Raw genomic sequence first — 12,966 nt, 5'->3', positions numbered from 1 at the left:
GGGCAGACAGGGACATGGTCAGGTGCTCACTTGTCGAGCCCGTACGTCTCGGTGCCCGCGGGACAGTACTGCTCGGCGGCAGACTTGGCCGGGGCGTCCTTGGCGTAGAGCGCGTCGATCCGCTCCTTGAGCGGGGGGATGGACGGCACGGCGTCCTTCGGGAACGCGCACACCGGGTTGAACAGCGCGTTCGGGTCCTTCGGCGAGTCGACCACGGGGATCTTCTCGCCGCCGACCATCCGGTCGAGGATCGTGTAGATCTGCTTGGCGTAGCCCTCGTACCAGAACGCTGTCGAGCCGCCCAGGCCCGGCGTGTCGACCCCGAACAGCATGAGGTCGGCGCCGAGGCCGTAGCCGTAGATGTCACCGGCGCGGCTGAGCTGCTCCGCGGCGTTGATGGTGCCGATGATCATGTTGTCGTTGCCGCCGAGCGCCAGGATCTTCTTCGCGTCGGGCTTGGAGACCAGGATGTCGCGGGCGACACCCTGGGCGCCGTCCGGCGTGGTCGGCGAGTTGCGCCGGGTGATGACGCCGTCGATGTCCGGGCACACCTCCTTGAGTCCCTTGAGGATGCCCTCGGTGCGCAGCAGCGCCACGTCACCCGACTCCTCGTTCTCCAGCACCGTGACGAGGTGCGGCTTGCAGTCCCACTTCTCCTTCGCGTACGTCCCGCCGGCCCGGCCGGACAGCCGCCCCGACTCGACGTTGTTGATCCCGAAGAAGTGCGCGCCCGGGTGGGCGATGTCGATCGCGATGACCGGGATCCCGGCCTTGTTGAAGATGTCCATGATCTGCGGCGCGACCTTGCCGTCGCCCTGGAACTCCACGACGTGGGTGACGCCGCGCGAGACCATCGTCTCGGCGTTGGCGACAGCTGTCGGCCCGTCCCGGTCGTTGTTGAGCACGAGAATCTCCCACCCGCGCTTCTCGGCCTCCTTGCGCATGCCGACGTCGATGGCCCCGAGGACGGGGCTGGCCGGCTCCGCGAAGTTGGCGAACCCGATCCGGACGTCCTTGGCCTCCATCGCCTTGCCCTCCGCGGGCGCCGCCGGGGCGGCCCCCTCGGTGGAGCAGGCCGCCGCCGTCATACCCAGCGCGACGACGAGCGCGGCGCTCGCGAACGATCTGCGTCTCACTCTGATCCCTTCTCTCGGCTTGCTTCGGCCGGTGTGGCCGGTGTCAGGACTCGGTCACCGTCGCGGCGGGCGCCGCTCCGGTGATCAGCGCGACGATGTCGCCGGAGGACGCCTCGGCGGTGGTCAGCTCGCCGACCGTGCGTCCCTGTCGCATGACCGTGACCCGGTCGGCGACGCGGAAGACGTGTTCGAGGTTGTGCGAGATCATCAGCACGGCGATGTCCTGCTGTTTGAGCGCGGTGATGATCTCCAGGACGTGCCCGGACTCGGTGACGCCGAGCGCCGCGGTCGGCTCGTCGAGCATCACGATGTTGCGGCCCCACATGGTGGCCCGCGCGACGGCGAGCGCCTGGCGCTGCCCGCCGGACATCGAGGACACGTGGGAGGACAGCGAGGGCAGCCGGGCGCCGATGCGGTCGACGGCCTTCTGCGTCCGCTGCGCCATCGTCCGGCGGTCCACCAGGCGCAGCAGCCGGGACACCGGGCCGCGGCCCAGCGGCTCCCGGCCGAGGAAGACGTTCTCCGCCGCGCTCATCGAGTCGATCAGTGACAGGTCCTGGTAGACGGTCTCGATGCCGGCGTCGAGCGCGTCGGCGGGACCGGCGAACCGGCGGGGCGTCCCGTCGACCAGGATCTCGCCGCGGTCCGGTGTGACCACGCCGGCGAGCGTCTTCACCAGCGTCGACTTGCCGGCGCCGTTGTCGCCCATCAGTGCCATGACCTCGCCGCGCCGCAACGTCAGCGACGCGTCGCGCAGTGCCCGCACGGCGCCGAAGCTGCGAGCGATGCCCCGCGCATGCAGGACCGGTGTGGTGGTGGGGGGTGGGACCTCGTCCCGGCGGCGCTCGACGTCCCCGGGACGTGGGACTGCCGCTGCCTGCTCTGTCATGCCGAGGGAGTCAAGCAATGTATGCAATCACTGTCAAGGGTTCGCGATGAGGCGAGGCCTGTAGCGCTCCAGGTTGGGTTCCATTCGACCCGACGTGTCGAGAAAATCGGGAAAAACACCAGGTGATGGCGTCGCCGCGGTGCGCGCCGGTCGCCCTTGTTGGCGGCGGCACCTTCTTGACCGCCCGGAAGTGCGCCCCTATGTTGTGTACATTCTCGGGCCGATGGTGGCCGCGATCACATGCCGCGCACTGCTGCGACGGGCGGCCGGCGCGGTGACCGGCCGTGCCCGTCCACCGCCTCGTCGCACTCCCGTCGACAGGAGAACGGAGTTGACATGATCAATGGGATGGTCGTGGTGGACGGTGTCGTCCACGGGTACGACTTCCGGCCCGGGAACCGGGCGCCGCACTGCTCCCAGGCCGCGTACGACGGCATGGTGAACGCGCTGTACCGCATCGGCCACACCTCGGTCGAGTCGCCGGCGCCCGGTTACCTCATGACCCGGGACGAGTTCACCGCCGGCTGGACCGCCGAGGAACTGGCGGACATCGTGTTCGTGGAGAGCGCCGTCGACGTGATGATCTACCACGGGGTGGAGATCGACGGGTTCTTCGACGGCGGCGCGTCGCCGTACGAGCTGGGCCGCGAGCTGAAGCGGCGGTACCCGGACCGGGTGCTGCTCTTCGCGCCGGTGGATCCGCTGCGCGGCCCCGCCGAGCTGGACCTGATGCAGCAGCGCGCCGAAGAGGACGACATCGACGGGTTCAAGTTCTACCCGACGAACGGGCTGATCGACCCGGAGGTGAACTCCTCGAAGCTGATGCTGCTGGACGACCGCGAGCTGGCGTTTCCCTACCTCCAGAAGGCTCTCGACCTCGGCGTCCGTCACATCGGCGCGCACAAGGCGGTGCCCGCCGGGGCCGGGCCGCGGGTGCTCAACCACGTGGACGACGTGACCTGCGCGGCGATCGCCTTCCCGGACCTGACGTTCGAGGTGGTGCACAGCGGCTGGGCGTTCCTGGAGGACTGCGCGCTGCAACTGCGGACGCACCCGAACATCTGGGCGACGATCGAGTCGGTGTCGAACATGATCGTGCGCAAGCCGCGCCGGTTTGCCGAGATCGTCGGCATGCTCATGATGCACGGCGGCACGGACCGCATCATGTTCGCCACCGGCGTGCCGTCCGCGCACCCGCAGCCGATCATCGACGCCCTGATGAGTTTCGAGATGCCCCGGGACCTGGTGGACGGGTGGGGCTTCCCGGAGTTCACCCCGGACGTGCTCGCCAAGCTGATGGGCGGCAACGCCCTGCGCCTGCACGGCCTGGACGAGGAGAAGGTGCGCGCGGCGGTGGCCGGTGACGAGCCGGCCCGGCGGCGCGAGGAGTATCTCGCGCACGCCCCCCGGCCGTGGGCCCGCCACCGGGAACGGCTGGCCGCGTGAGCGGCGTGGACCCGGCCGCGGCCGAGCTGCGGGCACGCCTGCTGCGGGCCTGCAACACCGTCTACGACCCCTGCGGGCTGGGTGTCGGCCGGCGCGTGGGCATCGTCGACATGGGGCTGGTGCGTGACGTGCGGGCGCGCCGGGAGCCGGACGGCCGGCTGCGGGTGTCGCTCGACCTGATCACCACAGGTCCGTTCTGCATGTACACGCCGTTCTTCGAGCAGAGCGTGCGGCGGGAGATCGGACGGCTGGCGCCGGAGGTCGACGAGGTCGAGGTCGAGTGGGGCGACAGCACCGGCTGGTCCGAGGCGTCGATGACCGAGCACGGCCGGGAGATCCTGAGCGTCGGTCGTCCGAGGGCGTCCGCCCACTGACGCGCATCGAGATCCGCACGTCGGAAAAATACAATTTCTCCGTCCGGTCGGGGTGAATCCTGCCCCTTCCCGGGCTGCGGAAACGCCCTCTAACAGGGCTTATGTTTCGGCATTGTGAACTATTGACTGTCGATGTTGATCGTGTTGGACTGCGATTGCATGCAACCCGAGGCGCCGTCCCGCGCCAGGTTCGGTTCTTGCCCCTCTGCGCCGACTCATCGACTCGCTTCTCTTCGACGCCTGCCACCCACCGAGGGAGTAGCACCGTGACACACACTTTCGGAGCCCGCCGGCTCCGCGCCGCAGCCGCCGCGTTCGGGGTGGCCGCCCTTCTGCTCACCACCGCCGCCTGCGGCTCGGGTGAGGACAGTGCGGCCTCCGGCACGCCCGCCGCGGTCAACGACGAGTACACCGAGATGGCCCGCAAGCTGATCGACGCCGGCACCGGCGGGATGCTCTACTTCGAGGGCAAGGAAGCCGACATCACCCTCGACAAGATCAAGGTCTACGAGGAGTGGTCCGGGCCGACGACGTCGGTGAAGCCGCCGGCCAACGGCAAGCTCAACATCATCGTCTGCAAGATCGGCACCTCCTGCGAGGAGGTCGGCAAGCGGGCCACCGCCATCGCCGAGAAGCTCGGCTGGAGCGCCGAGATCCTGGACGGGCAGGGCACCCCGGAGGGCTACCAGAAGGCGCTGGCCACCGCCGCCGCCAACAAGCCCACCGCCGTCATCACCGTCGCGATCCCGGAGAACCAGGTCGCCGACGGCATCGCCGAACTGCAGAAGGCGAAGATCCCGGTCGTCGGTGTCTCCGCCGTCGCCGAGGGCGGCGCGGTCGGATACGACGCGCACGTGTCCAGCCGGGAGACGTTCCAGGCGGTGCTGGCCACCGCCAAGGCCGTCGCCGACTCCAACGGCAAGGCCAAGGTCGTCTTCCTCTGGGACGTCGGCTACCCGCACCTTGTCGAGGCGCTCAACGCCAGCAAGCGCGTGCTCGCCGGCTGCACCGGCTGCGAGCTGCTGGAGGTCCGCGAGCGCACGCTGGCGCAGGCGGTCGACCCGATCGAGATGCAGAACATCACCACCTCGCTGATCCAGAAGCACGGCGACAAGCTGCAGTACATCCTCACCCCGTACGGCAACGGCGTGGAGTCCGTCATCGCCGCCATCCGGGCCGCCGGCCGCAACGACATCAAGGTGCTGTCCAAGAACGCGGAGCCGGAGCGGCTGGGCAGCGTGGCCGCCGGTGACCAGCTCGCCGACTTCGGCGCGATCCGCGGCTGGAACGCCTACGCCGCCATCGACCAGGTCGGCCGGCTGGCCGCCGGTCAGCCCGCGCTCCCCGACGCCGAGCAGGGCATCCCGGCGACCGTGTTCGACAAGTCGAACGCCCCCAAGGACGGCGCGGTCGACTGGAACAGCTACGTGAACTACGCCGAGCGCTACGAGAAGATGTGGAGCGAGGCCCGATGAGTGCCGCCCCGGTGCTGGAGGCGGTGGGCGTCAGCAAGTCCTACGGCCGGGTACGCGCCGTCACCGATGTCTCCTTCGACGTACGCCCGGGCGAGATCCTGGGCGTCGTCGGGGACAACGGCGCCGGCAAGTCGACGCTGATGAGCATGGTCAGCGGCGCGCTGGCACCGGACTCCGGCCGCCTGCGGGTGGCCGGCCGGGACCTCGCACCGCACACCATCGGCGCGGCCCGGGCCGCCGGGATCGAGATGATCTACCAGGATCTCGGGCTCTCCGACAACCTGAGCATCGTCGAGAACGTCTTCCTCGGCCGGGAGTGGACCGGCGGCGTGCGCGGCCTGCCCGTCCTGCGCAAGCGGGCGATGCGCGAGCGCACCCGGGCGGTGCTGGAGGAACTGGGCATCGACCTGCACGACATGAACGTCCTGGTCGAAGGGCTCTCCGGCGGGCAGCGGCAGATGGTCGCCATCGCCCGCGCGCTGGTCACCGAGAACGAGCCGCGCGTGATGGTGATGGACGAGCCGACCGCCGCGCTCGGCACCACCGAGTCCGACGGCGTCAACGCCCTCATCCGCCGCCTCCGGGACCGGGGCTACGCGGTCATCGTGATCAGCCACCGGATCCCGGAGATCCTCTCGATGGCCGACCGGCTGCTGGTGATGAAGGGCGGCCGCAACGTCTACCACGGCCCCACCGAAGGGCTCGACGTCGAACGGTGCGTGCAGTTGATCGTCGCCGGCACGCTCGTCACGGCGGGGGAGGCGGTCCGATGACCGCCGCCACGACACGGAAGCCGCCGGGCGGCGGCCGTACGGTCGTCAAGCAGAGCGCCGACCGGTCCCGCGCCGGGGCCGGGGAGCGGGCGGTCGAAGGGGTGAGCCGGTTCGGGCTGCTCGGCATGCTCGTGCTGGTGATCGCGGTCTTCTCCGTGCTCACCCCGGACACCTACTTCACCACCACGAACTTCCGGCTGATCCTGGTCAACCAGACCGTGACGGTGATCGTGGCGATGGCGGCCACGCTGCCGCTGCTGGCGCACTACCTGGACGCGTCGGTCGGCCCGATGCTGGGCCTGGCGCAGGGCGTGAGCATCTGGCTGATGGCGGTGCGGGACGTGCCGATCTGGCTGGCCCTGCTCGCCGTGCTCGCCGTCGGCGTCGCGGTCGGCCTGCTCAACAGCCTGCTGGTGCTGAAGTTCGGGATGAGTTCCATCATCGCCACGCTCGCCGTGGGCAGCCTGCTGATGGGTCTGCTCTACATGGTCACCGGCGGCCGGGTGCTGTACCAGAACGTGCCGCCGGCGTTCACCGAGATCGCCCGAGGCGACCTGGGCGGCGTCCCGCTGCCGCTGATCTACCTCGTGGTGCTGGTGCTGGTGCTGGAGTTCATCGTCGTGTGGACGCCCTTCGGGCAGCGGCTCTACGCGATGGACGGCAACCTGCGCGGCGCCGCCCGGGCGGGCATCAACGTCCGCAGCTACACCATCCGGGCGTTCGTCGGCGCGGCGGTGCTCGCCTCGCTCGCGGGCGTGCTGCTGGCCTCGCGGATCGGCTCGGCCCAGCCCACTGTCGGTGAGCAGTTCCTGCTGCCCGCCTTCGCCGCCGCCTTCCTCGGCGCCGCCGCGCTGCGGCCCGGCCGGGTCAACATCCTCGGCACGGTGATCGCCGCGTACTTCATCACCTTCACCATCGCCGGCCTGCAACACCTCGGCGCCGCGACCTGGATCGAGCGCGTCTTCAACGGCCTCGCCGTCATCGCCGGCGTCTCGGTCGCCGCGTGGTCGGTGCGGCGCCGCCGCCAGCTCGCGGTCCGGCACGTCGAACGCCTGGAGAACGACACCACCCCGAAGGGACGCCCCAGCACATGAAGAACGACTTCTTCGTCCTCGACAACGCGATCCACATGTACAAGCTCACCGACGAGAACATCGACTTCAACCACGGCGGCAAGAAGTCGACGAACGCGCTCGTCGAGTACGCCCGCAAGTACTCCGCCCCGGGCTACCCGTACGACGACATCTCCGGCCGGGAACTCTCCGTCGAGGACGCGTACCGGCTGATGTTCGAGGAGTCCGACACCGACATGGCGATGGCCCAGACGGTGCCCAGCCACGGCGGCTGGAAGCTGGGGTTCTCCCCGGCGGAGAACAACTACAAGCTCAAGGAGGCGTACCCGGACCGGGTGCTGTTCTGCGGCGGCGTCGACCCGATCACCCACGGCCGCTACGGCGCGGTGACCGAGATGATCCGGCAGATCGAGGAGTGGGGCGCGACCAGCTTCAAGTTCTACCAGGCGCACTCCGGCGGCCTGTCCTGGAAGATCGACGACCGGCAGGTCGCGTACCCGCTGTGGGAGACCGCCCTCGAACACGGCGTGACGAACGTGCAGTTCCACAAGGGGCTGGCGTTCAACACCCAGCACATCGCCGACCTGGCGCCGTACGACCTGGAGCGCGCGGCGCAGGACTTCCCCGAGATGACGTTCATCGTGCACCACCTCGGTGAGCCGTTCATCAACGAGACGATCAACATCGCGGCCCGGTACGAGAACATCCACCTCGCGCTGACCGCCTGGATCAACCAGTACCCGGTCGCGCCCCGGGCCGCGCTGCACGCCATCGGCAAGTGCCTGCTGCACGTCGGCCCGGACCGGCTGCTGTGGGGCTCCGAGGCGTTCGTCTGGCCGAAGGTGCAGGCGTACATCGACCTGTTCGCCGAGATGCGCATGCCGGAGGACCTCCAGGACGGCTACGGCTACCCGGAGCTGACCGACGAGATCAAGGAGAAGATCTTCGGCCTGAACTTCGCCCGGGTGCTCGGCATCGACGTGAAGGCCAAGAAGAAGGAGCTGTACGGCAAGAGCGGCAAGAAGTCCGCGAAGAAGGGCCGCAAGGATGGGCGCTGAGAAGACGGCGAAGGCCGCCGACCGCGCGCTGGACGGCAAGGTACGCCAGCTCGTCGAGGCGCACGGCGGCGGCGTCACGGTCGACGTGGACGCCGACGGCGACGCCCGGGTGACGTTCCACGGCCGCTGCGCGGCCTGCCCGTCCGCGCCGGTCACCATGGGCTCGCTGGTCCGCCCCGCGCTGCTGAAGATCGAGGGGGTGCGCTCGGTGTCCCGCGCGGGCGCGGTCTCCCGGTTCGCCGAGGCGCGCATCGAGCGGATGTTCGGCCTGTCGGAGCCGGCCGGATGACCGGCGGCTTTCCCGACGGGCCGCTCACCGGCGTACGCGTGGTGGAGGCCGGCGTGCTGCTGGCCGGGCCGTTCTGCGCGCAGCTCCTCGGCGACTTCGGCGCCGAGGTGATCAAGGTCGAGCAGCCGGACGGCGGCGACCCGATGCGGCAGTGGGGGCGGGAGAAGCCGCACGGCAAGTCGCTGTGGTTCCCGGTCGTGGCCCGCAACAAGAAGTCGGTCACCTGCAACCTGCGCATGCCCGAGGGGCAGCAGGTGATGCGCGACCTGCTCGCCGGCGCCGACGTGTTCGTGGAGAACTTCCGCCCGGGCACGCTGGAGCGCTGGGGGCTGGCGCCGGAGGAGCTGCACCGGATCAACCCGCGGCTGGTAGTCGTGCGGGTCACCGCCTTCGGGCAGGACGGCCCGTACGCCTCCCGGGCCGGCTACGGCTCGATCGGCGAGGCGATGGGCGGCATCCGCTACGTCACCGGTGACCCGTCCACGCCGCCGAGCCGCATCGGCGTCAGCCTCGGCGACTCGCTGGCCGGCACGTTCGCCGCGCTCGGCGCCATGATGGCGTTGCGGGTGGCGGGCAGCACCGGCCAGGGCCAGGTGGTGGACAGCGCCATCTACGAGTCGGTGCTGGCCCTGATGGAGTCGCTGGTGCCGGAGTACGCGCTCACCGGCTACATCCGGGAGCGGACCGGCTCGATCCTGCCCAACGTGGCGCCCAGCAACGCGTACCCGACGCGCGACGGCGCCACCGTCCTGATCGCCGCGAACCAGGACACCGTGTTCCGCCGCCTGGCCGCGGTGATGGACCGGCCGGAGCTGGCCGACGATCCCCGCTACGCCACCCACGCCGCCCGTGGGGCGCACCAGGCCGAACTGGACGACCTGATCGCGGCGTGGACCGTCACGTTCGAGCCGGCCGCGCTGCTGCGGCTGCTGCATCTCGGCGGCGTTCCGGCCGGGTCGGTGTACACCGCCCGGGAGATGCTGGCCGACGAGCACTTCGCCGCGCGCGAGGCGATCGTCGAACTCGACCACCCCGAGATGGGCGCGTTCCCGATGCAGAACGTCGCGCCCCGGCTGTCCCGCACCCCGGGCCGGCTGCGTTCGGTGGGCCCCCGGCTGGGCGAGCACACCGACGAGGTCCTGCGCCAGGTGTTGTGCCTGGCCGACGACCGGATCACCGAACTGCGCGCCGCCGGCGCGATCTGAGGAGGCAGTCATGGCGAAGAACCCGTACGTGGTGAAGAAGCGCTCGATCTCCGGGCCGGCCGCGCGGGCGATGGTGGCCGCCGCCGTCGCCCGGGCCGAGGAGATGGGCTTCGCGGTCACCGTCGCCGTGTGCGACGAGAGCGGGGTGCTCAAGGCGTACGAGCGGATGGACGGCGCGCCGCTGGTGAGCGTGCAGCTGGCGCAGGACAAGGCGTACACGGCGGTGGGTTTCGGGCTCAGCAGCGACGGCTGGTACGACTTCATCAAGGACGACGGCCCGCTGGCGATGGGCGCCCCGCCCGCGATCGACCGGCTGGTGACCTTCGGCGGCGGCTATCCGGTGAAGGTCGACGACGTGCTGGTCGGCGGCATCGGGGTCAGCGGCGGCCACTACACGCAGGACATGGAGGTCGCGCAGGCCGGACTGAAGGCGCTGTCTTGAACGTCGAGATCGTCGAGGTGGGCCCCCGGGACGGCCTGCAGAACCACCCGGCGGAGCTGACCACCGGGCAGAAGGCCGAACTGGTACGCCGCGCGGTCGCGGCGGGCAGCCGGCGCGTCGAGGTGACGAGCTTCGTCAACCCGGCGAAGGTGCCGAAGCTCGCCGACGCCGACGCGGTGATGGCACTGGTCCGCGACGAGCCGGGCCTGGCCTCGATCGGCCTGGTGATGAACGGGCGCGGCCTGGACCGGGCGGTCGCGGCCGGCGTCACCGAGGTCAACTTCGTGGTCGTCGCCACCGACACGTTCTGCCGGCGCAACCAGGGCACGTCCACCGCCGAGGCGGTGGCGCAGGTGCGGCGGCTGCTGCCCCGCGCCCGCGAGCAGGGGCTGCGCACGTCGGTGACGGTCGGGGCCGCGTTCGGCTGCCCGTTCGAGGGCGAGACGCCCGCGGGGCGCGTGCTGCGCGTCGTGGACGACCTGGCACCGGTGGCGCCGGACGAGGTGGCGCTGGCCGACACCATCGGCGTCGCCGTGCCGTCGCAGGTGGAGCGCCTGTTCACCGCCGTACGGGACCGCACCGGCGCGAGCCTGCGCGGGCACTTCCACAACACCCGCAACCTGGGCACGGCCAACGTCCTGGCCGCCGTCGGGGCCGGGGCGCGGGCGATCGACGCCAGCGTCGGCGGCATCGGCGGCTGCCCGTTCGCGCCGGCCGCCACCGGCAACGTGGCCACCGAGGACGTGGTGTACGCGCTGGAACGCTCCGGGACGCGTACCGGGGTGTCGCTGGACGCGGCGATCGGCAACGCCAGGTGGCTGGGCGAAGTGTTCGGCGCCGAACTGCCGGGCGTGCTGAGCCGGGCCGGTGGGTTCCCGTGACCGGGCCGCTGACCGGACTGCGGGTGCTGGACCTGACCAGCACGTTCTCCGGCCCGTACTGCACGCTGATGCTGGCCGACCTGGGCGCCGAGGTGATCAAGGTGGAGGCGCCGGGCGGCGACATCGCCCGCCAGCTCGGCGCCGCCCGCACCCCCGGCATGGCGGCGGTGTTCCTCAACATGAACCGGGGCAAGAAGAGCGTCCTGCTGGACCTCAAGGCGCCCGCCGACCGGGCCGCCTTCGACCGGCTGGTGCCGGCCGTGGACGTGCTGGTGCACAACATGCGCCCGGCCGCCGCGGCCCGGCTCGCGCTCACCTACGACGACGTACGCGCGCTGCACCCGGCGATCGTCTACTGCGCGATCCCGGGCTTCCGCGGCACCAGCCGGCACGCCGACCGGCCCGCCTACGACGACGTGATCCAGGGCGCCTCCGGGATCGCCGCGCTCCAGAGCGTCAACCAGGACCAGCCCGGGTACGTCGTCACGCCGCTCGCCGACAAGATCACCGGGCTCACCGCGTCCACCGCCGTGCTCGCCGCGCTGCGGCACCGCGACGCCACCGGCGAGGGGCAGCGGGTCGAGGTGCCGATGTTCGACACGATGGTCGCCTTCGGCCTGCTCGAACAGCTCGACGGCTGGACGTTCGACCCGCCGACCGGGCCGCCGCGCTACCCGCGTACCGCCGCGCCGAACCGCCGCCCGTACGCCACCGCCGACGGGCACCTCTGCGTCCTGATCTACACCGGCCGGCAGTGGGAACGGTTCCTCACCCTGGTCGGCCGCGCCGACCTGTTGCGCCATCCCGACTACGACACGGTCGGCAAGCGGATCGCCAACGCCGACGGGCTCTACCGGGTGGTCGCCGAGGTGCTGCGCGGGCGTACCACGGCCGAGTGGCTGGCGGAGCTGTCGGCGATCGACGTGCCGTGCGCGCCGCTGGCCGGCTACGAGGAGATCCTGCGCGACGAGGAGTCGGCCGAGTCGGGCCTGGTGTCGACGGTCGAGCACCCGGTGGCCGGACGGCTGCGCAGCATCGCCTCGCCGATCGTCATGTCGGCCTCGCCGCTGCCGCGCGGCCGGCTCGCGCCGACGCTCGGCGAACACAACGACGAGGTGCTCGCTGGCGGCGCCGAGGGGAGCAGCGGATGAGGGGCACTGTCGCCGTCGTCACCGGCGCCGGATCGGGGATCGGGCTCGCCGTCGCCCGCCGGCTGGCCGGCGAGGGCGCCGAGGTGCTCTCCGCCGACCTGGACGTGTCCGCCTGCGCCGGGGTCGCGGTCACCGCCGACCTGGGCACCCCGGCCGGCGTCGCCGCCGTCGTGCGGGAGGTGACCAGCCGGTACGGCGGCGCTGACGTGCTCGTCAACAACGTGGCGCTCGCGCCGTACCGGGACGCGTTCACCGACATCGACGACGCGGCTTGGCAGCGCACCTGGGACGTCAACGTGATGTCCTGCGTGCGCCTGTGCCGCGCGCTCGTGCCGCTCATGGTCGAGCGGGGCGGCGGCAGCGTGGTCAACATCGGCTCCGAGGCGGCGCGGCACCCGAAGCCGCACATGCTCGACTACGCGGTCAGCAAGGCGGCGCTGCTCAGCCTCGCCAAGGGCCTGGCGCTGGAGTACGGCTCCCGGGGCGTGCGGGTGAACACCGTCGCACCCGGCCCGACGCGGACCGCGACCATGGACGCCTACCTGGCGTCGGTCGCGCTCCGGCTGGGCATCGACGTCTCCGCCGCCGCCGACCACGTCGTGCGTGACCTGCGCAAGCTCCTGCTGGGCCGGATGAACGAGCCGGAGGACGTCGCCGAGGTGGTGCTGTTCCTCGCCGGGGAGCGGGCCCGGCAGGTGACCGGCTCGGAGTACGCCGTCAACGGCGGTTCCACCGCGTCGATGTAGGTTCACCATCGGTGAACAAAGGGGGACG

At 71.1% G+C, this 12,966-nt stretch carries 14 protein-coding genes; 12 read left to right on the top strand and 2 right to left on the bottom strand.

Annotated elements, in window-relative coordinates:
* Positions 1-26: 26 nt before the first annotated feature.
* Together AB0C17_RS14075 and AB0C17_RS14070 are read right to left on the bottom strand one after the other, a co-directional pair.
* The gene (locus AB0C17_RS14075; protein WP_357478695.1) at positions 27-1,136 is read right to left on the bottom strand and encodes a substrate-binding domain-containing protein; all 1,110 of its coding nucleotides are present in this window, start codon (positions 1,134-1,136) and stop codon (positions 27-29) included.
* A gap of 43 nt (positions 1,137-1,179) precedes the next feature.
* Positions 1,180-2,025: an ATP-binding cassette domain-containing protein gene (locus tag AB0C17_RS14070; RefSeq protein ID WP_357478692.1), complete on the bottom strand. Its 846-nt coding sequence runs from the start codon at positions 2,023-2,025 to the stop codon at positions 1,180-1,182.
* Between the two features lie 336 nt (positions 2,026-2,361).
* Between AB0C17_RS14070 and AB0C17_RS14065 the strand changes: the two genes are divergently transcribed.
* The 12 genes from AB0C17_RS14065 (at position 2,362) to AB0C17_RS14010 (ending at position 12,938) form a co-directional block, all read left to right on the top strand.
* Positions 2,362-3,471: an amidohydrolase family protein gene (locus tag AB0C17_RS14065; RefSeq protein ID WP_357382875.1), complete on the top strand. Its 1,110-nt coding sequence runs from the start codon at positions 2,362-2,364 to the stop codon at positions 3,469-3,471.
* Positions 3,468-3,845: a hypothetical protein gene (locus AB0C17_RS14060; RefSeq protein WP_357382877.1), complete on the top strand. Its 378-nt coding sequence runs from the start codon at positions 3,468-3,470 to the stop codon at positions 3,843-3,845. Before AB0C17_RS14065 ends, AB0C17_RS14060 begins: the two co-directional genes overlap by 4 nt.
* A 266-nt stretch (positions 3,846-4,111) precedes the next feature.
* Positions 4,112-5,320, top strand: coding sequence for a substrate-binding domain-containing protein (locus AB0C17_RS14055; RefSeq protein ID WP_357382879.1), 1,209 nt, complete (start codon positions 4,112-4,114; stop codon positions 5,318-5,320).
* A complete protein-coding gene (locus tag AB0C17_RS14050) occupies positions 5,317-6,093 on the top strand; it encodes an ATP-binding cassette domain-containing protein (protein WP_357478689.1) in 777 nt (258 codons plus the stop codon). The genes AB0C17_RS14055 and AB0C17_RS14050 overlap by 4 nt, the downstream gene beginning before the upstream one ends.
* Positions 6,090-7,187, top strand: a complete 1,098-nt coding sequence (locus tag AB0C17_RS14045) for an ABC transporter permease (protein ID WP_357382883.1) — start codon at positions 6,090-6,092, stop codon at positions 7,185-7,187. Before AB0C17_RS14050 ends, AB0C17_RS14045 begins: the two co-directional genes overlap by 4 nt.
* Complete coding sequence (locus AB0C17_RS14040; RefSeq protein WP_357382885.1) at positions 7,184-8,224, top strand: amidohydrolase family protein; 1,041 nt, start codon at positions 7,184-7,186, stop codon at positions 8,222-8,224. The genes AB0C17_RS14045 and AB0C17_RS14040 overlap by 4 nt, the downstream gene beginning before the upstream one ends.
* The gene (locus AB0C17_RS14035) at positions 8,214-8,513 is read left to right on the top strand and encodes a NifU family protein (RefSeq protein ID WP_357382887.1); all 300 of its coding nucleotides are present in this window, start codon (positions 8,214-8,216) and stop codon (positions 8,511-8,513) included. Before AB0C17_RS14040 ends, AB0C17_RS14035 begins: the two co-directional genes overlap by 11 nt.
* A complete protein-coding gene (locus AB0C17_RS14030) occupies positions 8,510-9,718 on the top strand; it encodes a CoA transferase (protein ID WP_357382889.1) in 1,209 nt (402 codons plus the stop codon). Before AB0C17_RS14035 ends, AB0C17_RS14030 begins: the two co-directional genes overlap by 4 nt.
* Positions 9,719-9,728: 10 nt before the next feature.
* Positions 9,729-10,160: a heme-binding protein gene (locus AB0C17_RS14025; protein ID WP_357382891.1), complete on the top strand. Its 432-nt coding sequence runs from the start codon at positions 9,729-9,731 to the stop codon at positions 10,158-10,160.
* Entirely contained in the window at positions 10,157-11,041 is an 885-nt protein-coding gene (locus tag AB0C17_RS14020) for a hydroxymethylglutaryl-CoA lyase (RefSeq protein WP_357382894.1), read from the top strand. The genes AB0C17_RS14025 and AB0C17_RS14020 overlap by 4 nt, the downstream gene beginning before the upstream one ends.
* Positions 11,038-12,192 carry a CoA transferase gene (locus tag AB0C17_RS14015; RefSeq protein ID WP_357382896.1) on the top strand — a complete coding sequence of 385 codons (1,155 nt, stop codon included), beginning with the start codon at positions 11,038-11,040 and terminating at the stop codon, positions 12,190-12,192. Before AB0C17_RS14020 ends, AB0C17_RS14015 begins: the two co-directional genes overlap by 4 nt.
* Positions 12,189-12,938, top strand: a complete 750-nt coding sequence (locus tag AB0C17_RS14010) for an SDR family oxidoreductase (protein WP_357478687.1) — start codon at positions 12,189-12,191, stop codon at positions 12,936-12,938. Before AB0C17_RS14015 ends, AB0C17_RS14010 begins: the two co-directional genes overlap by 4 nt.
* Positions 12,939-12,966 lie beyond the last annotated feature (28 nt).

This window comes from Micromonospora sp. NPDC048887, from assembly GCF_040649715.1.
Classification (GTDB): Bacteria; Actinomycetota; Actinomycetes; order Mycobacteriales; family Micromonosporaceae; genus Micromonospora.
Note: the sequence above shows the minus strand (reverse complement) of the source record. Positions and strands in the feature narration are given on the sequence as shown.

Coding starts and splice junctions, on each gene's coding strand:
- AB0C17_RS14070 (WP_357478692.1), bottom strand. CDS start 2,025: ATGACAGAGCAGGCAGCGGCAGTCCCACGTCCCGGGGACGTCGAGCGC.
- AB0C17_RS14065 (WP_357382875.1), top strand. CDS start 2,362: ATGATCAATGGGATGGTCGTGGTGGACGGTGTCGTCCACGGGTACGAC.
- AB0C17_RS14050 (WP_357478689.1), top strand. CDS start 5,317: ATGAGTGCCGCCCCGGTGCTGGAGGCGGTGGGCGTCAGCAAGTCCTAC.
- AB0C17_RS14045 (WP_357382883.1), top strand. CDS start 6,090: ATGACCGCCGCCACGACACGGAAGCCGCCGGGCGGCGGCCGTACGGTC.
- AB0C17_RS14040 (WP_357382885.1), top strand. CDS start 7,184: ATGAAGAACGACTTCTTCGTCCTCGACAACGCGATCCACATGTACAAG.
- AB0C17_RS14035 (WP_357382887.1), top strand. CDS start 8,214: ATGGGCGCTGAGAAGACGGCGAAGGCCGCCGACCGCGCGCTGGACGGC.
- AB0C17_RS14030 (WP_357382889.1), top strand. CDS start 8,510: ATGACCGGCGGCTTTCCCGACGGGCCGCTCACCGGCGTACGCGTGGTG.
- AB0C17_RS14025 (WP_357382891.1), top strand. CDS start 9,729: ATGGCGAAGAACCCGTACGTGGTGAAGAAGCGCTCGATCTCCGGGCCG.
- AB0C17_RS14010 (WP_357478687.1), top strand. CDS start 12,189: ATGAGGGGCACTGTCGCCGTCGTCACCGGCGCCGGATCGGGGATCGGG.